The sequence below is a fragment of the Gelidibacter sp. genome (assembly GCF_053579655.1).
This window is the reverse complement of sequence record NZ_JBMDWE010000011.1, coordinates 49,835-70,723: the sequence shown is the minus strand read 5'-3', so window position 1 is coordinate 70,723 and position 20,889 is coordinate 49,835. Positions and strand designations below refer to the sequence as shown.

The 20,889-nt window shown below is 38.5% G+C and carries 19 protein-coding genes and 2 tRNA genes; 10 read left to right on the top strand and 11 right to left on the bottom strand.

Features of this window, described 5'->3' with window-relative positions:
- Positions 1–94: 94 nt before the first annotated feature.
- Entirely contained in the window at positions 95–631 is a 537-nt protein-coding gene (locus ACOH2D_RS07680; protein WP_449534879.1) for an RNA methyltransferase, read from the bottom strand.
- A 439-nt stretch (positions 632–1,070) separates the two neighbouring features.
- Here ACOH2D_RS07680 and mutS point away from each other — a divergent pair, with 439 nt between their 5' ends.
- The 5 genes from mutS (at position 1,071) to ACOH2D_RS07655 (ending at position 4,881) form a co-directional block, all read left to right on the top strand.
- Entirely contained in the window at positions 1,071–3,680 is a 2,610-nt protein-coding gene (gene mutS, locus ACOH2D_RS07675) for a DNA mismatch repair protein MutS (RefSeq protein WP_449534878.1), read from the top strand.
- Positions 3,681–3,793: 113 nt separating this feature from the next.
- Positions 3,794–3,866 (top strand) — tRNA-Gly (locus tag ACOH2D_RS07670).
- A gap of 74 nt (positions 3,867–3,940) precedes the next feature.
- Positions 3,941–4,024: transfer RNA gene (locus tag ACOH2D_RS07665), tRNA-Leu, on the top strand.
- Between the two features lie 216 nt (positions 4,025–4,240).
- The gene (locus ACOH2D_RS07660) at positions 4,241–4,423 is read left to right on the top strand and encodes a type II toxin-antitoxin system HicA family toxin (protein ID WP_348034932.1); all 183 of its coding nucleotides are present in this window, start codon (positions 4,241–4,243) and stop codon (positions 4,421–4,423) included.
- Positions 4,424–4,476: 53 nt separating this feature from the next.
- Entirely contained in the window at positions 4,477–4,881 is a 405-nt protein-coding gene (locus ACOH2D_RS07655; protein WP_348034931.1) for a type II toxin-antitoxin system HicB family antitoxin, read from the top strand.
- 81 nt (positions 4,882–4,962) lie between these two features.
- Here ACOH2D_RS07655 and ACOH2D_RS07650 read toward each other — a convergent pair whose 3' ends face one another.
- Together ACOH2D_RS07650 and ACOH2D_RS07645 are read right to left on the bottom strand one after the other, a co-directional pair.
- Positions 4,963–5,217 carry a hypothetical protein gene (locus ACOH2D_RS07650; protein ID WP_449534877.1) on the bottom strand — a complete coding sequence of 85 codons (255 nt, stop codon included), beginning with the start codon at positions 5,215–5,217 and terminating at the stop codon, positions 4,963–4,965.
- 95 nt (positions 5,218–5,312) lie between these two features.
- Positions 5,313–6,548, bottom strand: coding sequence for a 3-deoxy-D-manno-octulosonic acid transferase (locus ACOH2D_RS07645; protein ID WP_449534876.1), 1,236 nt, complete (start codon positions 6,546–6,548; stop codon positions 5,313–5,315).
- A gap of 213 nt (positions 6,549–6,761) precedes the next feature.
- Between ACOH2D_RS07645 and ACOH2D_RS07640 the strand changes: the two genes are divergently transcribed.
- The 4 genes from ACOH2D_RS07640 to ACOH2D_RS07625 all read left to right on the top strand — a co-directional run bounded on the left by ACOH2D_RS07640 (position 6,762) and on the right by ACOH2D_RS07625 (position 10,666).
- Positions 6,762–7,901 (top strand): DegT/DnrJ/EryC1/StrS family aminotransferase, encoded by a 1,140-nt coding sequence (locus ACOH2D_RS07640; protein ID WP_449534875.1) that lies wholly within the window; start codon positions 6,762–6,764, stop codon positions 7,899–7,901.
- Positions 7,901–8,923 carry a UDP-glucose 4-epimerase GalE gene (gene galE / locus ACOH2D_RS07635; protein ID WP_449534874.1) on the top strand — a complete coding sequence of 341 codons (1,023 nt, stop codon included), beginning with the start codon at positions 7,901–7,903 and terminating at the stop codon, positions 8,921–8,923. The genes ACOH2D_RS07640 and galE overlap by 1 nt, the downstream gene beginning before the upstream one ends.
- A 9-nt stretch (positions 8,924–8,932) precedes the next feature.
- The gene (locus tag ACOH2D_RS07630) at positions 8,933–10,210 is read left to right on the top strand and encodes a metal-dependent hydrolase family protein (protein WP_449534873.1); all 1,278 of its coding nucleotides are present in this window, start codon (positions 8,933–8,935) and stop codon (positions 10,208–10,210) included.
- A 264-nt stretch (positions 10,211–10,474) separates the two neighbouring features.
- The gene (locus tag ACOH2D_RS07625) at positions 10,475–10,666 is read left to right on the top strand and encodes a hypothetical protein (RefSeq protein ID WP_348034920.1); all 192 of its coding nucleotides are present in this window, start codon (positions 10,475–10,477) and stop codon (positions 10,664–10,666) included.
- Between the two features lie 111 nt (positions 10,667–10,777).
- On the opposite strand, the gene lspA is transcribed toward ACOH2D_RS07625, so the two are convergent.
- The 4 genes from lspA to ACOH2D_RS07605 all read right to left on the bottom strand — a co-directional run bounded on the left by lspA (position 10,778) and on the right by ACOH2D_RS07605 (position 15,619).
- A complete protein-coding gene (gene lspA, locus ACOH2D_RS07620; RefSeq protein ID WP_449534872.1) occupies positions 10,778–11,278 on the bottom strand; it encodes a signal peptidase II in 501 nt (166 codons plus the stop codon).
- A 3-nt stretch (positions 11,279–11,281) separates the two neighbouring features.
- Positions 11,282–12,175, bottom strand: coding sequence for an ACP S-malonyltransferase (gene fabD / locus ACOH2D_RS07615; protein WP_348034918.1), 894 nt, complete (start codon positions 12,173–12,175; stop codon positions 11,282–11,284).
- A 562-nt stretch (positions 12,176–12,737) separates the two neighbouring features.
- Positions 12,738–14,291, bottom strand: coding sequence for an NAD(P)/FAD-dependent oxidoreductase (locus ACOH2D_RS07610; RefSeq protein WP_449534871.1), 1,554 nt, complete (start codon positions 14,289–14,291; stop codon positions 12,738–12,740).
- Positions 14,292–14,716: 425 nt separating this feature from the next.
- Positions 14,717–15,619, bottom strand: a complete 903-nt coding sequence (locus tag ACOH2D_RS07605) for a dihydrofolate reductase (protein ID WP_449534870.1) — start codon at positions 15,617–15,619, stop codon at positions 14,717–14,719.
- A gap of 295 nt (positions 15,620–15,914) precedes the next feature.
- Between ACOH2D_RS07605 and ACOH2D_RS07600 the strand changes: the two genes are divergently transcribed.
- Entirely contained in the window at positions 15,915–16,211 is a 297-nt protein-coding gene (locus ACOH2D_RS07600; protein ID WP_348035051.1) for an isoamylase early set domain-containing protein, read from the top strand.
- An 87-nt stretch (positions 16,212–16,298) separates the two neighbouring features.
- Here ACOH2D_RS07600 and ACOH2D_RS07595 read toward each other — a convergent pair whose 3' ends face one another.
- The 4 genes from ACOH2D_RS07595 to ACOH2D_RS07580 form a co-directional block, all read right to left on the bottom strand.
- A complete protein-coding gene (locus ACOH2D_RS07595; protein ID WP_449534869.1) occupies positions 16,299–17,123 on the bottom strand; it encodes a thymidylate synthase in 825 nt (274 codons plus the stop codon).
- Between the two features lie 213 nt (positions 17,124–17,336).
- Positions 17,337–19,046 carry a nucleoside transporter C-terminal domain-containing protein gene (locus ACOH2D_RS07590; protein ID WP_348035049.1) on the bottom strand — a complete coding sequence of 570 codons (1,710 nt, stop codon included), beginning with the start codon at positions 19,044–19,046 and terminating at the stop codon, positions 17,337–17,339.
- Between the two features lie 12 nt (positions 19,047–19,058).
- The gene (locus ACOH2D_RS07585; RefSeq protein ID WP_449534868.1) at positions 19,059–19,667 is read right to left on the bottom strand and encodes a bifunctional nuclease family protein; all 609 of its coding nucleotides are present in this window, start codon (positions 19,665–19,667) and stop codon (positions 19,059–19,061) included.
- Positions 19,668–19,865: 198 nt separating this feature from the next.
- On the bottom strand, positions 19,866–20,828 hold the full coding sequence (locus ACOH2D_RS07580) for an electron transfer flavoprotein subunit alpha/FixB family protein (RefSeq protein ID WP_348035047.1): 963 nt from the start codon (positions 20,826–20,828) through the stop codon (positions 19,866–19,868).
- Between the last annotated feature and the right edge of the window lie 61 nt (positions 20,829–20,889).

Here is a 20,889-nt window from a genome sequence, read left to right as displayed (position 1 = left end):
AGTGAGCCAGCGATATCATAAATAATGAGATTCCTCCTGCGTCGGAATGATAATTCGAGAAGAGGTGAAAGTGGTAATGTTTGTTATGATTGTGCTATCCCCGTGCACCCATCTTACAAAACAAGTCCCAAACCACAATCCCGCAACTTACTGAGATGTTCAGAGAGTGCTTTGTTCCAAATTGAGGGATTTCGATGATCACGTCGCTTGCACTGACCACATTTTGAGCCACGCCTTTCACTTCATTGCCAAACACCAAAGCGTATTTTTGATTGGGTTGAGGTTTGAAATCATTGAGCATGGTAGCGTTTTCAGCTTGTTCAATGGATGCTATAATCACATTGTCAGATTTTAATTGCTCAATTAAATCCATGGTGTTTTCAACGTATTCCCAGTCCACCGTATCGGTGCTTCCTAAAGCGGTTTTATGAATGTCTTTATGCGGAGGTGTAGCGGTAATACCGCACAGATATATTTTCTCCACCAAAAAAGCATCACTGGTTCTAAACACCGATCCTATATTATTTAAACTTCGGATATTATCCAACACAATAATTAAGGGCGTTTTTTCTGTTTCTTTAAACGCTTCCAAACTCAATCGGTCGAGTTCGCTGTTTTTTAATTTTCTCATAGAAAATATTTATTTTCATTCCCACGACGGTGGGAATCTCATCATTTTAGATTTCAAGGATTCCAATAGAATCTATCAGCAGGGGAACCTTATCATCGCCATTCCCACAAGCCCGATAACTATCGCTAGGGAATTTCTCTGTTTTAAATTTGTCAAACCTTTCAGGTTTTGGAAACCTGAAAGGTTCTGTTGCTCAATTCAGAATCTAGCTCAAAAAACTCCGCGTATCTCTGTGAATTCTCTGCGCGTCTCTGCGAAATAGTCCTTCCATGAGGTTTCATAGTGCGGTAAAACATTGTAAATAACTTCTGTCGCATCCATTTTCCAAAGCCTCAAATTATAAGTACCTTAGCAGTCCTGAAATTTAGGGCAAAAATACCATTTAAAAAACACAAACATTGTGAGATTTCCACCTTCGTGGAAATGACAAAGACAATTTATGAAAAAAGAAAAGAAGGTAACTCCGTTAATGACACAATACAATGCGATTAAAGCAAAGTATCCTGATGCCTTATTGCTTTTTAGGGTGGGCGACTTCTATGAAACCTTTGGCAGCGACGCAGTAAAAGCCTCCAAAATATTAGATATTATATTAACCAAACGCGGTGCAGGCAGTGAATCCGAAACCGAATTGGCTGGATTTCCTCATCATTCGTTAAATACCTATTTGCCAAAATTGGTCAAAGCGGGTTGCCGCGTGGCGATTTGCGATCAGTTGGAAGATCCTAAGCAAGCAAAAACCTTGGTGAAACGCGGTGTTACTGAATTGGTGACGCCTGGAGTGGCATTGAATGATGATATTTTGCATTCAAAGTCCAATAACTTTTTGGCTGCAGTCTGTTTTGGCAAAAATTTGATTGGCGTTTCTTTTTTAGATGTCTCCACAGGTGAGTTTCTGATTTCTCAAGGGAATTCGGAATATGTTGATAAATTACTTCAAAACTTCAGACCAAGCGAAATTCTGATTTCTAAACCAAAACGAAACGAGTTTAAAAATACTTTTGGTGATAACTTTCATACATTTTATATGGAAGATTGGGTGTTTCAGGATGATTATGCCAATGAAACCTTGCTCAAACATTTTCAAACCAAATCGTTAAAAGGTTTTGGTATTGAGGATTTGTTTGAAGGTATTGTGGCTTCAGGTGCTGTCTTGCATTATCTGAGTGAAACACAGCATCACAGATTACAACATATTACTTCCATTCAGCGGATTACCAAAGATGATCACGTTTGGATGGATCGTTTTACCATAAGGAACTTGGAACTTTATCAATCCAACAATCAAAACGCAGTGACCTTGATTGACGTGATTGACCGCACCATTTCGCCAATGGGCGGGCGTTTATTGAAGCGTTGGTTAGCTTTGCCGCTTGTGGATATAGACAAAATCAATCAGCGGCATGAGGTGGTTCAGTATTTTTTAGATGATACAATTGTTCTGAAAAAGATCCAAAACCAGATCAAAGGTATCGGCGATATCGAACGGTTGATTTCAAAAGTGGCAACAGTTAAAATTTCTCCTAGAGAAGTCGTTCAGCTAAAAAATGCCTTAGAAGCCATTGTGCCTATTAAAACGCTCACTCAAAATACCGATAATAAAGCGATTCAACATATTGGCAACACTTTGGAGCTTTGTGAAGAGTTGCGTCAACGCATCAAAACGACTTTAAATGATGATGCGCCGGTTAATATTTTAAAGGGGAATACAATTTCTTCTGATTTTTCTGCGGAATTGAAAGAACTCAGAGCGCTTTCCACCTCAGGAAAGGATTATTTAGATGCTATGCTGGAACGCGAAAGCAAACGTACAGGAATATCGTCCCTCAAAATTGCGTCCAATAATGTGTTTGGGTATTATATTGAAGTGCGCCATTCACAAAAAGATAAAATACCTGCGGATTGGATCAGAAAGCAAACTTTGGTTAATGCAGAGCGTTATATTACTGAGGAGCTAAAAGAATACGAAACTAAAATCCTTGGTGCTGAAGAGCGCATCCTGGGTATTGAACAGCAATTGTTTTCCGAATTGGTGTCGTGGATTGGGCAATTCATTCAACCTGTTCAGAAAAATTCGGCATTAATCGCGCAACTGGATTGTTTATGCGGTTTTGCGCAATTGGCTTATGACAATAAATACACACGTCCAGAAATCAATGACGGTTTTGCCTTAGATATCAAAAACGGAAGACATCCAGTTATTGAAAAACAATTACCACCTGGTGAGCCTTATATTGCCAATGATGTTTATTTGGATAGAGACAAGCAACAGATCATCATGATTACCGGGCCTAATATGTCGGGTAAATCGGCCATTTTGCGTCAAACGGCTTTAATCGTGCTGTTGGCTCAAATGGGAAGTTTTGTGCCTGCTGAGCACGCTAAAGTAGGATTGACCGATAAAATATTTACAAGAGTTGGTGCGAGTGATAATATTTCGATGGGCGAATCGACCTTTATGGTGGAGATGAATGAAACGGCTTCCATTTTGAATAACATCTCTGATCGAAGTTTAGTGTTGTTGGATGAAATAGGTCGTGGTACGAGTACTTATGACGGGATTTCGATTGCTTGGGCCATTAGCGAGTATTTGCATGAGCATCCAAGCAAGGCCAAAACCTTGTTTGCCACCCATTATCATGAGTTGAATGAAATGACCGAAACATTTGCACGGATTAAAAACTTTAATGTTTCTGTGAAGGAGTTGAAGGATAATGTGCTTTTTTTAAGAAAATTAGTGGAAGGCGGGAGTCAGCATAGTTTCGGAATCCATGTGGCGAAAATGGCGGGAATGCCACAACAAGTGATTCATCGTGCCAATAAAATCCTGAAGCAACTAGAGAAATCACATAGCAGCGAAGAATTGACAAACAAGGTAAGAACGCTTGAAAATGACATGCAATTGAGTTTTTTCAACTTAGATGATCCTCTTTTAGAGCAGATTAAGGAAGAGATCATCAATATTGATATCGATGTTTTAACGCCAGTTGAGGCGCTTATGAAATTGAATGAAATTAAACGTATGTTGTTGAAAAAGAAGCGTGCATAAAAAAAACAACTTTTTTTTATGCAAAAGGCTTTGTCATTCTAAGAAATGTATTAAATTTGCCCTCGCAATGCCGATAGGTGTCGTGAAAACGTTCTTAAATTAATTGCAATAACGCGAAAATAGCTCAGTTGGTAGAGCGCCACCTTGCCAAGGTGGAGGTCGCGGGTTCGAATCCCGTTTTTCGCTCAATATCGAAAAGCAAAAGTATGGATTCCGCTGCTGCGGAACATTGTTTTACACAATGAGTACTTTGTGCAACTGCTCAAGTGGTGGAATCGGTAGACACGCCGGACTTAAAATCCTGTGTCCATTAGGACGTGCGGGTTCAAGTCCCGCCTTGAGTACTAAGCCTTGATAATCGAAAGATTGTCAAGGTTTTTTGGTTTTAGTCAACTTTGACTTATTGCAATCCTTAGTATTTCATCCTTTTCAAGTATCCAATATCAGTTTTATGGTTTGGAAGCAATATCTCATCTAATAATCTTAATTTCCTTTTTTATAGAAGAAAAAATCTCATTTAACATTGTTGATATATAACATAATTGTTATATCTTTATGTGATGAAATCAAGTTCTTTAATAAAGTTGATAGAGAAGGAAGGATGGGAATTGGTAAGAACAAAGGGTAGTCACCACCATTTTAAGCATCAACAGCACAAAGGAATTGTAACAATTCCGCATCCTAAAAAAGATATTCCAATCGGAACCGTAAATGCGATATTAAAGCAGGCAGGGCTAAAATAAATTTCCTTACTTTTTAAAGAATTGAATTAGTTAAATCAAATATACTATACGTTATGAAAAGCATAAATGTCTACGTTGAAAAGGCTGAAGACGGCACTTATTGGGGCACATCTACTAATGCGCCTGGTGTTGTGAGTGCCTTCGGAGCGTCTTTGGCGGAATTGAAGAGAAATTTTCAACAAGCCTATTTGGATTATATTGAAGTAGCCAAAGAAATCGGTGAAGATTGGTCTCAAGAATTTGAAAATCCAGATTTTATGTACGAAATGGATTTACAAGGATTTTTTAAGTTAGTTCCTGAGATCAGTATGGCAGGAATTGCCACGAAAGCAAATATCAATAAATCCTTGTTGCGGCAGTATGCGACAGGAAAAGCCAATGCATCAGAGAAACGCTTGAAAGAAATTGAAGAAGCTGTCCATGAATTAGGACAAGAGTTATTATCCGTATCATTTTAATAGTGTTTACAAGAAATTGATTCAATAAAAAAAGACCCAATGCACGTCAGGTCTTCTAATTTGTATGAGTTAGCTTTTGAATTAGTTATCGTCACCAACAACTTCCTTCGCAGCTTTATCAACAGCTTTGCCTGCTTCCTTGACTTCTTTCGCAGCATTGTCAATGGCTCTTCCGGCTTTTTCTAGCGTGCCTTCTGTCTTTTTAGGAGTGTCGTCGGCCTTTTTTTCAATAACAATAACACTTGGCTCATCTGTTTTCTTTTCCGTTTCTCTACAAGATGTCAATGAAAAACCTAGTGCAATAACGAAGGCAGAACTTAAAATAATTTTTTTCATAGTAAAAGTTTTAGTTAAGTGTGTAATTTATGAAACTCGAATCGTTAGTCCAATAAAAAAATAATATTACCGATGTTTGGGCGCCAGTTTTTAGTCTAATTATTGATATAGTTCATGATTTGAATGACGGCATCTTTGTTTTTTAGGATGAACGCGGCATTCAGATTTCCGAGTTGATTTCTTTTTTCAGGGTTTTTAATCAACGTATCTAGATTGTTTTTAAGTTCCTGACTGTCTTTAATACTAATAACGCCTCCATTAGCTATCATTTGATAGGCTTCGGGGAATTTCTTGTAGTTTTTACCAATGATGACCGGAATGCCAAAAACTGCGGGCTCCAAGATGTTATGAAGACCTGTTTTTCCCATAGCGCCTCCCACGTAAGCGAGGTCAGCATAGCTGTATACTTTGCTTAAAATGCCAATCGTATCGATGATAAACACCTCGTATTCGGAGAGATCTTTATTCTCTTTATCAGAAAACAGTACAGTTTTCCTTTGAAGTTGGTTGACGAATTGATCAATTTGATTGCTTTTGATATTATGGGGCGCAATGATGAATTTGACTTTTTTTGATTGTATTGAATTGATGTAGTCAACAAACAAGATTTCATCTTCGGGCCATGAGCTTCCAACCACCACACATAGTTTGTTGTCTTTAAACTGATCAATAAACGGCAGTGTGTTGTCTTGAAGCAATTGGTCAGAAACGCGATCATAGCGTGTGTCTCCAGCAACGGTAACATTATTAAGGTCGATCGCGTTTAACAAAGTTTTTGAATTTTCATTTTGAACAAAAATATGTTCAAAAGCCCGTAAGGCGTTGCGCATCATCCCGCCATAAAACTTGAAGTAAGATTGCTCTTTTCTAAAAGATGCAGAAATCAAAATGGCTCTTAAACTACGGTTTTTTAATTCGCTTAGGTAATTTGGCCAGATATCATATTTCACAAAGATGGTCAATTCAGGATGGACGAGTTTGACGAAACGTTTCGCATTGGCTTTAGTATCCATAGGAAGATAGACGACCACATCTGCAATGCCCGTGTTTTTCCGGACCTCATATCCCGATGGCGAAAAGAAGGTCAACACAATCTTATGGTTCGGATTTTCCATTCGAAGTTGTTTAAAAATCGGAAGTCCTTGCTCATATTCTCCTAAAGAAGCACAATGAAACCAAAAGGTTCGGTCGTTAGCCGATAAGTGTTCTTCTAGAATGTTAAAGGCCTTTGAGCGTCCTTCAACGCCCATTTTGATTTTTTCATTGAAAAGTGCTGGAATTTTGAGTAAAAATTCGACGCTATATAATGCTATGTTGTAAAGTAATTTCAAGAAGAATGATTTGTGCTAAAATACATTTCTTTCTATTATGTCGCTTTAAAAATGCTTTTGAATTTTTGTAAAGATTCATCAAAATCAAATGAATTCGTTCATCGAAAAATAAATTAAACCTTTAGGAATGATTGGTATAAGAAGTGCAATTTCGTAATTTCGCTGCTCGATAAAGCCTTGAGGTTTTAAACTATCAATTCTACATATAACGAGATGAAAAAAATACAAATGGTTGATCTTAAGGGTCAATATCAGAAAATTAAAGATGTTGTTGATGCGTCTATTGCTGAAGTTCTCGACACTACAGCTTATATTAATGGGCCACAAGTACACCAATTTCAGAAAAATTTAGAAAATTATCTTGATGTAAAACACGTCATTCCTTGTGCGAATGGCACAGATGCTTTGCAAATAGCCATGATGGCCTTGGATTTAAAACCAGGGGATGAGGTTATTACTGCCGATTTTACCTTTGCTGCAACTGTTGAGGTTATTGCCTTATTACAATTAACGCCAGTTTTGGTTGATGTAGATCCTAAAACTTTTAATATTGATGTGGAGGCGATTAAAAAAGCCATTACGCCAAGAACGAAAGCAATCGTTCCGGTGCATTTGTTTGGTCAATGTGCGAATATGGAAGCGATCATGAAAATTGCTGAGGAGCACAATCTGTTTGTTATTGAAGATAACGCACAGGCTATTGGGGCAACCTATACGTATAGCAATGGTAAGAGAGCCAAAGTTGGTACGATTGGACATGTGGCTTCTACCTCGTTTTTTCCTTCCAAAAATTTAGGATGTTATGGCGACGGTGGTGCTATTTTCACCAATGATGATGAATTAGCGCACAAACTGCGAGGGATTGTCAATCACGGCATGTACGAGCGTTACCATCATGATGTGGTGGGCGTTAATTCGCGATTAGATTCTATCCAGGCTGCTGTTTTAGACACGAAGTTAAAGCACTTGGACACGTATAATGCAGCACGTTTAAAAGCTGCAAATGCTTACGATAAAGCTTTTGAAGGTCATGAGCATATTGTCACACCTTTTAGAGAAGGCAGTGAGGATAACCATGTATTCCATCAATACACCTTAAAAGTTAAGGATGTCAATCGTGATGCTTTGGTAAAACATTTAAACGAGCAGGGGATTCCTTGTGGCGTGTATTATCCGATTCCTTTGCATCTGCAAAAAGCTTATAAAGACTCTAGATATAAGGAAGAAGATTTTATGGTCACTAATCAGTTGGTCAAAGAAGTTATTTCATTGCCTATGCATACGGAATTGGATGACGAGCAAATTGAATTTATTACCTCTACAGTTATTAATTTTATAAACGATTCTCTATAATGAAAAAAGTTTTAGTTACAGGTGGTTTAGGATTTATCGGTTCACATACCGTTGTAGAGCTACAGGAAAAAGGCTATGAAGTGGTTGTTATCGATGATCTTTCAAATTCGTCCATTGATGTTTTAGCAGGAATTACTGCCATTACTGGTAAAACCCCCATTTTTGAGAAGTTGGATCTAAAGGAAAAATCGAAAGTTGAATCGTTTTTTGAAAAACATCAGGATATTGTCGGCGTCATTCATTTCGCGGCGAGTAAAGCCGTTGGAGAGAGTGTTGAAAAACCATTGTTATATTATGAGAACAACATCAATACCTTAGTGTATGTGTTGAAATCCATATTGCAATTGCCAACGCAAAACTTCATCTTCAGTTCCTCATGCACCGTTTACGGACAAGCGGACCAGATGCCGATCAATGAATCGGCACCGATTAAATTGGCAGAGTCGCCATATGGTAATACCAAGCAAATTGGAGAGGAAATTATTAGTGATACCTGTAAAGTCAATGAAAATTTAAGTGCTATTGCATTGCGTTATTTTAATCCGATTGGAGCGCATAGCAGCATAAAAATTGGTGAATTGCCCATTGGCGTGCCGCAGAATTTAATTCCTTTTATCACACAAACCGCTGCAGGATTGCGTAAAGAGCTTTCGGTATTTGGTAATGATTATCCAACGTCAGATGGTACTTGCGTGAGAGATTATATTCATGTGGTCGATTTGGCAAAAGCGCATGTAGTGGCGTTAGAAAGATTAGTCGGACAAAAGAATGCTTCCAATTACGAAACCTTTAATGTGGGGACAGGAACAGGAAGTACGGTTTTGGAAGTCATCCAATCTTTTGAAAAAGTATCAGGACAAAAACTAAATTATAAGTTTGCCCCAAGACGTGAAGGCGATGTCATTCAAGCGTTTGCTAATACGACTAAGGCTAACACAGAATTAGGGTGGAAAGCGGAAACCAATTTGGATGATGCCCTATTATCTGCTTGGAAATGGGAAAAACATATCAGAAACATTTAAACTGTAGCCATGAAAAAAGCACTTCTTTTTTGTAGCCTTTTAGTTAGTTCGATTTTAATTGGACAGAATACTTATTTGCATTGTGGGAAATTAATCGATACCAAAGAAGGTAAGGTTTTGACCAATAAAACGATTATCGTTTCAGGAAAGAAGATCATGGCAATTGAAGATGGATTTTCAACACCTAAATCGGCCGAAGATGCGGTGATTGACTTAAAGTCAAAAACCGTGATGCCGGGGTTTATTGATATGCATGTTCACATTGAAAGTGAAACCAACCCTGCTGCTTATCTGGAAAAGTATACCCTCAATGATGCCGATGTGGCCTTTAACGCACAGCATTTTGCAAACGTGACCCTGATGTCAGGTTTTACAACCGTTAGGGATTTGGGAGGTTCGGGCGTCAATGTAGCCTTAAGAAATGCGGTTAATGCAGGTAAAGTTGATGGTCCAAGAATATTAACCGCCGAAAAGTCTTTAGCAACTACGGGCGGTCATGCTGATCCAACCAATGGTGCCAAAAGAGGACTGTTGGGTGATCCAGGCCCAAAGGAAGGTGTGGTCAATAGTGTGGAAGATGCGAAAAAAGCGGTAAGGGAACGTTATAAAAATGGTGCCGATTGGATAAAAATTACGGCTACGGGTGGGGTGTTGAGTGTTGCGAAAAGCGGACAGAATCCACAATTTACGGTAGAGGAAATCAAAGCGATTTGCGATACTGCTAAAGACTACGGACTTGAAGTTGCCGCTCATGCACATGGCGATGAAGGCATGCAACGCGCCATCCTTGGTGGTGTAAAGACCATTGAACACGGGACGTTTATGAGTGATGAAACCATGGAGCTTATGAAAAAGCATGACGTGTATTTGGTGCCTACCATTACTGCAGGAAAATCAGTTTCTGAAAAGGCCAAAATCCCTAATTATTATCCAGAGGTGATCGTTGGAAAAGCGTTGGATATAGGCCCGAAAATTCAATCCATGTTTGGAAAAGCCTATAAAAAAGGTGTTAAAATAGCTTTTGGAACTGATGCCGCGGTTTTTGCCCATGGCGAAAATGCGAAAGAGTTTGGTTATATGGTTGAGGCAGGAATGCCAGCCATTAAAGCAATACAAAGTGCTACCGTCACAAATGCCATGTTGCTGAAAATGGACACTCAAATTGGACAATTGAAAGAAGGGTTTTTAGCGGATATTGTGGCTACAAATGACGATCCAACTGAAAATATTGACACCATGACCAATGTGGTATTTGTAATGAAAGAAGGTAAAACCTACAAGGAATAACCGTTTTTGACGTTCATATCTGTTAATTATATCGTGTATCTGTTGTTAATATGACTGCGAAAACGGACCGTTGTTACGGGTGTTGTAATTAGCAAGTTGATTAACATGGTTTTAACCCTGATGTTTTGGATGTCTATTTTTGAATTTGTTTCTTTGTAGTTCATGATGACTAGAAATAATCAAAATGCACTTAATGAATTTTAACTTTAAAGAAATTTAATTGGTGAGCTAATTTGATTATAAAAACAAAAAGCAAAGTACAAAATGAAACTGATTAGTATTAAAAGAGAAACAATTCCTGAAGAAAGGTACACCCCTCAAATGGGGTTGCTCATGACCAAAGTAACGTACATTAAAAAGCAATTTTTAAGTATCCCTTACAAAACACTTCATAAATATAGAGAAACCTATTACGGCGAAGTGAAAGCTTGTGAAGATTGTAATTTAGCAAGATAAAATAGTAACTTAGAACAATAGAAAAAGCCTCAGATTATTGAGGCTTTTTTGATTTTATAATGCGCTTAAGACTAAATCTACTTCGAGAATTCTAGTTGAAATTTGATTGTTTTAAGCGTTTTGTTTTTCGAGTTTCTTCTGTTGAAAGCTGGCAATAACCAATAAGATCATTCCAAAAGAGACCGACATATCGGCTACGTTAAAGATACCAGTTCTAAACACGCCACCTAAGTCGATGTGAAAAAAGTCAGTTACAGAACCATACACAAACCGGTCAAATACATTGGCGATACCACCACCAACGATACAGCAAAATGCAATCAGGCTTAAGCGGTCTAACGCTTTATTAGTTAAGATATAATACACCACGCCGCCCAAAACAATGACCGGAAGGATCAATAATAAAATCCATTTTAAAGTAGGACTCAGGTCACTTCCCATACCTAAAAATGCCCCTGAATTTTCAACCTTGGTCATGATAAAAGTGTCGCCCACAAGTTGAATGATTTCATTTTGGGCTATTTCTGCTCTTACGATAAATTTTGATATTTGATCAATGGCAATATTGGCAATAATCAATAAGACAATACTTAATGTTCTAGATAGTTTCATTGACTACAAATTAGGGGTAAATGTTGCCGCAGCGGTTTGTGCGTCTCTGTTGATTTTCTTGACCAATCCCTGTAACACGTTGCCAGGGCCGACTTCTGTAAATAAAGTGGCGCCATCGGCAATCATTTGTTGCACAGATTGTGTCCAACGTACCGGTGCAGTCAATTGTGAAATTAAATTGGCTTTTATATCATCTTGGTTGATCACTGCATGGGCTGTCACATTTTGATAAATTGGACAGTTCGGTTTGCTGAAAAAGGTGTTTTCAATGGCAGCAGCCAATTGCTCACGTGCAGGTTCCATTAGTGGCGAATGAAAGGCGCCGCCGACAGGTAATACCAACGCACGTTTTGCTCCCGCTTCTTTCATGGCTTCACAAGCACGATTAATCGCGTTAAGTTCGCCAGAAATAACCAGTTGTCCTGGGCAATTGTAATTTGCCGCCACAACGATACCTTCAGTTTCAGCGCATACTCTTTCGACAATTGAATCTTCCAAACCTAAAACCGCTGCCATGGTGCTTGGTTGCAACTCACAGGCTTTTTGCATAGCTAAAGCACGTTGTGATACTAACTTTAATCCATCTTCAAAAGATAAAGTGCCATTCGCCACTAACGCTGAAAACTCTCCTAAAGAATGTCCTGCAACCATATCTGGCTTGAACTGATCACCAAGGGTTTTTGCTAAAATTACTGAATGTAAAAAAATTGCGGGCTGTGTTACTTTGGTTTCTTTAAGCGCTTCTGCTGAGCCTTCAAACATTATATCGGTTATCGAAAAACCAAGTATGGCATTCGCTTGTTCAAAAAGTTGTTGTGCTATGGATGATTTTTCATAAAGGTCCAAGCCCATTCCTGTAAATTGGGCACCTTGGCCAGGAAATATATATGCGTTCATTATTTGTCTGTTTTTAGAAATGCAAAAATAGGAATATTTTTGATAGATGTGAGACCGCTGCGCTTTTAGAATCAAGAACCAAGATGCTCGTTATAATCTATTGCGATTTAAAATCGAGTTCTGACTGGGAACTTCTCAAAAGGGTTTTTGGAATAAACACTAGAATGATGTTAAGTTGTGAAGATGTAAGGTGTTTAGTTGTTTCAAAACTTGAATGAATTTATTTAATTCCATTCTTGTCTTCGACTCCAATTTCAACCGCTTCGCGTTCTTCGCGCTGAACTTTGCGCCCATTGCGGTTAGTTTATTTAAACCCAAAGACTTAAAGGATTTTAGCAAAGGTTGCAACGGAAAAAAAATGAAATCAAAAATGCACCATTCCTATAAACGACGGATTTAATACTTCAACATTTTTTATTCAGTATTCGATATTCGACATTAAAAGGCTTCGATTTCTTAAAATAACGAGAAGTGATCTTTAATGGACGGCTTCAATTTCAACTTCCCGCCTCCGCAAAAGCTTCGGACGGGCAGGCAAGTTCAATTTCATCTTCAATTTCGTCTACGCTCCACACGCCGCTTCTGCACAACGTTCGCCGTCAATGGCAGCAGACACAATGCCACCAGCATATCCAGGGCCTTCGCCACAAGGGTAAAGATTTGAAATTTGCGGATGTTCCAATCGCTCATTTCTAGGGATGCTAATAGGCGAGGAGGTACGCGATTCAACACCCACGACATTGGCTTCTTCGGTATAATAGCCTTTCATTTTTTCGCCAAAAATTTTAAATCCGTTACGTAAACTCCCGCCAATCAATTTGGGCAATAAGGAGTGTAAGGGTACCGATTTTAATCCAGGTTGGTAAGAACTGGGATTGAGACTTGCTGAGAGCTTGCCTTCAACGAAATCCGTCAAGCGTTGCGCCGGTGCCACTTGACTTCGTCCACCAGCTGTAAAGGCCAAGCGTTCCAAATCTTTTTGATATTCCAAGGCTTTTAAAACGCCAAAATGCTCGTATTTATGTAAATCCTTATCCACATTGATTTCAACAACAATCCCTGAGTTGGCAAACGGATTATTGCGTTTGGAAGGCGACATACCATTAACTACTACTTCGCCATTGGCTGTAGCAGAAGGTACAATAAAACCACCAGGACACATGCAAAACGAATAGACGCCTCTTCCGTTCACTTGATCCACTAAATTATAAGATGCTGCAGGTAATAGTTCGTCGCGTTCGCCACTACAACTGTATTGGATGGAATCTATAATGTGTTGCGGATGTTCTACACGCACACCCATGGCATAAGATTTTGCCTCCATGGCAATGTTTTTTTCATGAAGGAGATAGAAAATATCCCTCGCCGAATGTCCCATAGCTAAAATGACACGATCGACTTTCAATTCGTCGCCGTTTTGAAGTTGAAGCGCTGTTATTTTATGGTCTTTAATAGTGAAATCGGTAACTCGGGTATCAAAATGTACCTCGCCGCCATAATTCAGAATTGTTTCACGAACATTCTGAACCACTTTAGGGAGTTTGTTAGTGCCAATATGCGGATGGGCATCCACTAAAATTTGATCCGTAGCACCATGAAACACGAGGTTTTCAAAAATTCGACGCACGTCGCCACGCTTTAAACTTCTGGTGTATAGTTTGCCGTCACTATAAGTCCCCGCGCCACCTTCGCCAAAACAATAATTAGAATCCTCATTCACAAAATGATCCCGATTGATGGCTTTTAAATCCCGACGTCGCTCTTGAACATTCTTGCCGCGTTCCAAAACTATCGGCTTAAATCCCAATTCAATACAACGCAGGGCGGCATACATTCCTGCAGGGCCAAAGCCAATAATATGAATGGGTTTTCCTTTGGATACATCTTTATAATCAAAATGATAATCAGAGGTTTGGGAAACGGGTTCATTGATGTAAACCGCGACTTTATAATTGAAAATAATCTGCTTTTTTCGGGCATCAATTGATTTGCGGAGCACCTTAATACCTGATATTTTATCTAAAGGAATACCAAGAAATTTCGCTGCCTTGCGCGTTAAAATATCAGGTTGTTTTTCTTCCAGGAGACTAACCCGAAGCTGAATGTCTTTTATCATGATGCAAAATTAATTAAAAAGCGATGAGAATAGGGCCGTCTGTGGAAAATTAAATTCTTATGCCAATATCTGAATGACTATTAGCTCGCTGGAGAAGTGTTTTTCTTTTCATGCTCCATCTGCGAAGAAATAAAAGAATTGGCATCTAAGAAATAACCCGTCAAAATCGCCAATAAATTGAATTATTAATCCCATCAACAGGCCACAGACAGCCATGGTTGGAATCACTAACCAACCCTAAAATCAAGCCCATTGGTATGATAAAAACTCTAATACGATCCAATATAATCCAGCTATAACGCCTTCAAAAAGATCCATAAAAGAAATTTTCGACTGAATAAAAAGAGATTAAATTGAATGGGTATCTAAAATATTAAGATAGGTGACTAATTTTCGTAATCTTTTAAGCTTTACGCTTCAGATTTTTATCTTCTTAGGTAAGTGATGAATGAGAACGAATAGTTGTGATTTTCATCTTTTTGATGAAGGTTGCGCTCTGTTTCTTTCCAAACAGAAGGATCTATTTGGGGGAAAAAGGTATCACCATCAAAACGTTCGTGAACTCTGGTTAATTCTATTTTATCAGCATAATCCATGGCTTCCTTGTAGATTTCGCCGCCGCCGATGATAAACGGTTGGCTGTCATTTTTTGCAGCGATTAAAGCGTCTTCTAAATTATGAACTACAATCACGCCGCTCGGAACTGGGTAATTTTGTTGCCGCGTAATTATGATATGTGTTCGGTTAGGAAGTGGCTTACCAAAGCTTTCAAAGGTCTTTCTGCCCATAATCATACAATGATTTGAGGTCAGATTTTTAAAACGTTTGAGATCGTCACTCAAATGCCAAATTAATTGATTGTCTTTGCCGATGACATCATTTTCTGCGGCAGCGACAATAAGCGTTAAGTTTTTATGAACTTTCGTTTTTTTTTCAATCATTGCAGATGGTGCCACAGAAGGTGTTTTTTCCACTTCGGCCTGAAGTTGTGAAATACGTTCTTTTTGTTTGCTAACTAGTTTGTGTAGTTGTGCTTCTTCCCAAGATTTGCCCATAAATTTATGCGTCACAAATACATTGAATAGATGAAAGAAGAAAAGGAATAACCAAGCTAAAATGGCAAATACAAACCATTCCAATCCTAATATTTTGGTTTGTTCGCCTATGCCAATGACGGTATTTAAAATGATGAGGAAAATGGCACCAATTAAGAAAATCACAAAATGGTAGTACAAGCGTTTTTTTTGCTTGATGCGTCGTTGCGCATTTTCAATAAGCTGCAACTGTTCTCTGTCGATTTTATCTACCAGCTTCTTTTTTCCAAACATAATAGTGAAATTTTAGGTAAAGTTAGCTTTTTTTGATGAAATCAGTAATGCAAACTTCCGTTCTTTGAAAAATCCTACATTCGAAAACGAGATAGAGGCAAAGGTGTTGAGAATCAATGAGAAGTAGTGGTTCAAAAGTTGTCAATACAATAATATTATCTGTCTTTGATTTGGAAGTTTAAAAAATTTCAAAGATTTTTTTATGAAAATCGTAATTATTTGATATTATGGTGTTTAAATGATTGTCGAAGTTGGAATCTTTTTAAATTTGTAACAAAATTAATTAATTTGAACTATGGCAATTACAAAACAATACTTGAAAAGTAAACCTATTTGTAAAGTAACTTTTTCAGTCCCTGCTGAAGAAGCTAAAGAAGTATCGGTATTAGGATGCTTTAATGAATGGAATGCAGAAAAAGCTGTAAAGCTTAAGAAATTAAAAAATGGAACATTTAAAGGGACTGTTGATTTAGCGAAAGATGACTCTTATGAGTTCAGATATCTTGTGGATGGCACTTTTGTAAATGATGCGCATGCCGATGCTTATGTTACCAACCAATTTGGAGCCGAAAATGCAGTTATGAATCTGTAAGATATCCTTTGTTTGTTAAATAAGAAAAAGCGTTTTCCTAATGGAGAACGCTTTTTTTATATAGTCATAAAGTTAATGTTGCTTGTTTTAAATTGCAACAATCCCTTTAATATGAGGATGCGGATTGTAATCTTCCAAAGTGAAATCTTCGAATTTAAAGTTGAAGATATCTTTGACTTCAGGATTTATAATCATTTTTGGGAGCGGTCTGACCTCTCTTGAGAGTTGCAGTTCCAATTGCTCCATGTGATTGTTGTAAATATGGGCATCGCCAAAGGTGTGGATGAAATCGCCTGCTTCATACCCGCAAACTTGCGCCATCATCATCGTAAACAGAGCGTAGGAGCCAATATTAAAAGGAACACCTAAAAAGATGTCGGCGCTGCGTTGGTACAATTGGCAGGATAGTTTTCCATCGGCCACATAAAATTGAAAGAATGCGTGACACGGTGGCAATGCGGCTTTGCCATTGGCAACATTCTCTGAAAATGATTTTGAAGTATCTGGCAACACTGAAGGGTTCCATGCCGAAACCAACATGCGTCGGCTGTTTGGATTAATTTTAAGCGTTTCTACAATGTCTTTGATCTGATCAATGTCGTCGTTGTTCCAATTGCGCCATTGGTGTCCATACACAGGACCTAAGTCGCCATGTTCATCAGCCCATTCATTCCAGATGCGAACGCCGTTTTCGTTGAGGTATTTAATATTTGTATCGCCTTTTAAAAACCACAGTAATTCGTATATAATAGATTTTAAATGGAGTTTTTTGGTCGTAACCATTGGGAAACCTTCGCTCAGGTCAAAACGCATTTGATAGCCAAAAACGCTTTTAGTACCTGTTCCTGTGCGGTCTCCTTTTTGAGTGCCATTATCTAATACGTGTCGTACAAGCTCGTGATATTGTTTCATAGTCCTATATTCCTGCGAAGGCAGGAATCTCATTTATTTATATTGAAATTAGATAGAAAGCCAAAATTAAAAAAAGTAAGTAACTTATTTAAGTATAAGATGGCTAAAGTTAAAAGAGTGCAATATAAAGAGCCTTGATATTAAAGGTGATTAAATTTAAATCTAAACTAATGATAGCATTGATTTATAAGATTCCTGCCTTCGCAGGAATTTTTACCCAATAATCATCCCCGCAATCGTCGCAGACAATAACGACGCAATCGTCCCACCGATCAAGGCTTTCATTCCAAACTCAGATAAAGTCTTACGTTGCCCTGGCGCTAAAGAGCCGATCCCTCCAATTTGAATTCCGATCGATGCAAAATTCGCAAACCCGCAGAGCATATAAGTGGCCATGATAATTGATTTCTCGAACTTCAAATGGGTCACATTCGCTACATTTTTTAGTTCAGCCAATTGAATATAACCTACAAATTCACTTGCCGCTAATTTGATGCCGAGCAACTGTCCCATAAGTGCCATGTCTTCTTTTGCAACACCAATAAGCCACATTAAAGGGGAGAAGATATAGCCTAAAATAAATTCTAAGGACAGCGCGGCATAAGGTGTATTAGTTGCAATCCAGGTATTTAAACCGGTTACACCGCCGACTTTGCCAAAGCCGTAGTTGATCATGGCTATAAAAGCAATAAAAACCAAAAGCATGGCACCAACGTTGGCTGCCAATTTCAAACCTTCGGTAGTACCGTTTGCAATGGCATCTAAAATATTAGAGCCAATATTGTCCTGTGTGACCTGAACATTCGAATCGATTTCCTGTTGTTGGGGATATAACATTTTTGAAATTACAATAGCTCCAGGAGCTGCCATAACAGAAGCCGTCAATAAATGCTTCGCGTAAAATAACTTCAGTGCTTCATCCTCGCCACCCAAAAATCCGATATAGGCGGCTAATACGCCACCAGCAACGGTGGCCATTCCGCCAATCATCACTAAAAGAATTTCAGATTTGCTCATCTTCTCCAGATAAGCCTTAATCATTAAAGGGGCTTCTGTTTGTCCTAAGAAAATATTACCAGCAACACTTAAGCTTTCAGCACCTGAAATCTTTAAGAGTTTGGTCAACACCCAAGCCATTCCTGCCACTACTTTTTGAATGACCCCTAAATAAAATAATAGGGAGGTCAGCGCTGAAAAGAAAATAATGGTTGGCAATACTTGGAACAAAAAGATAAATCCAAAACTGTTGATGTCCATCATCCCCCCAAGTAAAAACACACTTCCTGCTTGAGTAAATTCTAAAACTTTTACGAACATCTTTCCGACAATCTCAAAAGTTTTTTGCACAAATGTAATTTTTAAGACACCAATGGCCAGTAGCATTTGCGCGGCAAGTCCCAAACCTATAGTTTGCCAGTTGATGGCCTTCCTATTGACGCTCAAAAGATATGAGATCAAAAGCAATACAAACATACCTAAAGCACCACGCAGCAAGCTGTTCGTTGTAAAGCCTTTGCTTGGTGTGATGCCGCTTGTAATAACAGGTGCCGCTGCTAAAGCGCTGTCTATTGGTGTTGAAAAAATATAATGGATGTCTTTTTTCTGAAGGATAAGCGTCGAATCTGTTAAGGTTTGAATCTTAAATCGCTGGACATCTTCATAAGGGGTATCATAGTATAATACCAATAATTTGTTTTGGGCAATGTAGTTTCCTTTGGTTTCACTACTATCTTTTGCCTTTAGATAGAAGCTGAATTCGCCGTCTTTAAGGTTAAGAACATCAGTTTTAGGATTGACGTTATACAGGTAGACACCTTGATCATTTTGGACAGCTTCAATCTGCCATTTCTTTTCTATGCTTTGTGCTATTGTTGTTGTTATTCCAAAAAAAATAGCTGTAAAAGCTAAAAAAAAATGTCTCATCTGATAGTTCGTTTAGCGTTTAGAGATTTCGTCTCTGATTTTAGCAGCCGCTTCATAATCTTCATTTTCTACAGCTTGCTCCAAGAGGGTATTTAGGTCTTCAAGAGTTTTGTTTTTGTAACTATCTTGAATGGTGGATTCTATTTCATCGGCAACTAAATCATCCAAAAGAATACTGTCTTGTTGTTCGTCTTCTTTATGTGGATTGACTTTCAGATAGATGCCTGCTTTGTCCAAAATGTTTTTATAAGTAAAAATAGGGGCTTGAAAACGCAATGCCAATGCAATCGCGTCACTCGTACGCGCATCAATGATTTCTTCAATTTTGTCGCGCTCACAGATTAAGCTAGAGTAAAAAACACCATCCACCAATTTATGAATGATGACTTGCTTGACAATAATGTCAAATCGGTCAGCAAAATTTTTAAAAAGATCATGGGTCAACGGACGCGGTGGGCGGATTTCCTTTTCAAGAGCTATGGCAATAGATTGTGCCTCAAATGCACCAATCACAATGGGGAGTTTGCGGTCGCCATCAACCTCATTTAATATCAAGGCATAGGCGCCATTCTGTGTTTGGCTGTAGGATATTCCCTTTATGTTCAATCGGACTAAACTCATATAAAATAAAAGGCAAATAACAGTTTAAATTAGGACTTTACCAACTGTGTTCATCATATTTTTTGGGAAGTTCCCTAAACGAAAAAAGAATTTTGAAAAATTTTGCCACAAATACATGAAACCTTTTTTAGATTTTAGTCATGTATTTATGGCAACAATTTGATGTACCAGTCGCGTTGCTGCTACAAGTTAAGGAATTTAAGCGTTTTGAGCTTTAAATTCCTTCAATTTTTCTGTAAGTTTTGGAACCACTTCAAAAGCGTCACCAACGACACCATAGTCTGCAGCCTTAAAAAACGGAGCTTCAGGATCCGAATTGATGACTACTTTTACTTTAGAAGCGTTGATTCCCGCTAAATGTTGGATAGCTCCAGAAATACCAATGGCAATATATAAATTGGCCGCTACAGGTTTTCCTGTTTGTCCCACGTGCTCGCCATGAGGTCTCCAGCCTAAATCGGACACTGGTTTTGAACAGGCTGTTGCCGCACCTAAAACCTTTGCTAAATCTTCAATCATTCCCCAATTTTCAGGGCCTTTCAATCCGCGACCACCAGAGACCACAATTTCAGCATCTGCAATGGTTACCGTGTTGGTTGCTTTTTCAACCGAATCCACATGCACGCCATTTTCTGGAATCGATGGGGAAAAATCTTCAGCCGTCGCACTAGCCGATTTTTCTTTTAATCCAAACGTGTTTTTCGAAACGCCAACAATTTTCACATCGGTGTCAATGGTTGAAAAAACGAAAGCTTTATTAGTGAAAGCGTTACGTTTTACGGTAAATGGCGCTGCGCTTGTTGGCGCTTCAACCACGTTGGAAGCGTAACCAGCATCCAATCCTACGGCCAGAATTGGCGCTAAATATTTACTGTCTTCACTTGAGCTTACTACGACCACTTTAGTGCCTTCTTTCTCGGCAGCCTGTTTGATGATGTTGGCATAGGTTTTGGCATTAAAAGTATCCAATTTTGAATCTTTTACCTTTAATACTTTATCCACTCCATAAGTTCCCAATTCTGAAACGTCATCGGCATTGATAGTAATTGCAGTTACCGTCGTTCCCATTTGGTCAGCAACGGCTTTTGCGTAAGAAGCCACTTCAAAAGCGATCTTCTTGAGTTTTCCTCCTTCTGATTCTGTATATACTAAAACTGACATATTTTTCTAAATTTTCAAATTAAAAATTCCAAATTCCAATTATTGGTATTTGGTGCTTGAT

Excerpts from the sequence above, each read along its gene's own strand:
- ACOH2D_RS07610 (WP_449534871.1), bottom strand. The coding sequence starts at position 14,291 with ATGATAAAAGACATTCAGCTTCGGGTTAGTCTCCTGGAAGAAAAACAA.
- ACOH2D_RS07585 (WP_449534868.1), bottom strand. The coding sequence starts at position 19,667 with ATGAGTTTAGTCCGATTGAACATAAAGGGAATATCCTACAGCCAAACA.
- ACOH2D_RS07630 (WP_449534873.1), top strand. The coding sequence starts at position 8,933 with ATGAAAAAAGCACTTCTTTTTTGTAGCCTTTTAGTTAGTTCGATTTTA.
- ACOH2D_RS07595 (WP_449534869.1), bottom strand. The coding sequence starts at position 17,123 with ATGAAACAATATCACGAGCTTGTACGACACGTATTAGATAATGGCACT.
- ACOH2D_RS07600 (WP_348035051.1), top strand. The coding sequence starts at position 15,915 with ATGGCAATTACAAAACAATACTTGAAAAGTAAACCTATTTGTAAAGTA.
- ACOH2D_RS07625 (WP_348034920.1), top strand. The coding sequence starts at position 10,475 with ATGAAACTGATTAGTATTAAAAGAGAAACAATTCCTGAAGAAAGGTAC.
- ACOH2D_RS07580 (WP_348035047.1), bottom strand. The coding sequence starts at position 20,828 with ATGTCAGTTTTAGTATATACAGAATCAGAAGGAGGAAAACTCAAGAAG.
- ACOH2D_RS07640 (WP_449534875.1), top strand. The coding sequence starts at position 6,762 with ATGAAAAAAATACAAATGGTTGATCTTAAGGGTCAATATCAGAAAATT.
- mutS (WP_449534878.1), top strand. The coding sequence starts at position 1,071 with ATGAAAAAAGAAAAGAAGGTAACTCCGTTAATGACACAATACAATGCG.
- fabD (WP_348034918.1), bottom strand. The coding sequence starts at position 12,175 with ATGAACGCATATATATTTCCTGGCCAAGGTGCCCAATTTACAGGAATG.
- ACOH2D_RS07605 (WP_449534870.1), bottom strand. The coding sequence starts at position 15,619 with ATGTTTGGAAAAAAGAAGCTGGTAGATAAAATCGACAGAGAACAGTTG.
- ACOH2D_RS07655 (WP_348034931.1), top strand. The coding sequence starts at position 4,477 with ATGAAAAGCATAAATGTCTACGTTGAAAAGGCTGAAGACGGCACTTAT.
- galE (WP_449534874.1), top strand. The coding sequence starts at position 7,901 with ATGAAAAAAGTTTTAGTTACAGGTGGTTTAGGATTTATCGGTTCACAT.
- ACOH2D_RS07590 (WP_348035049.1), bottom strand. The coding sequence starts at position 19,046 with ATGAGACATTTTTTTTTAGCTTTTACAGCTATTTTTTTTGGAATAACA.
- ACOH2D_RS07660 (WP_348034932.1), top strand. The coding sequence starts at position 4,241 with ATGAAATCAAGTTCTTTAATAAAGTTGATAGAGAAGGAAGGATGGGAA.
- lspA (WP_449534872.1), bottom strand. The coding sequence starts at position 11,278 with ATGAAACTATCTAGAACATTAAGTATTGTCTTATTGATTATTGCCAAT.
- ACOH2D_RS07650 (WP_449534877.1), bottom strand. The coding sequence starts at position 5,217 with ATGAAAAAAATTATTTTAAGTTCTGCCTTCGTTATTGCACTAGGTTTT.
- ACOH2D_RS07680 (WP_449534879.1), bottom strand. The coding sequence starts at position 631 with ATGAGAAAATTAAAAAACAGCGAACTCGACCGATTGAGTTTGGAAGCG.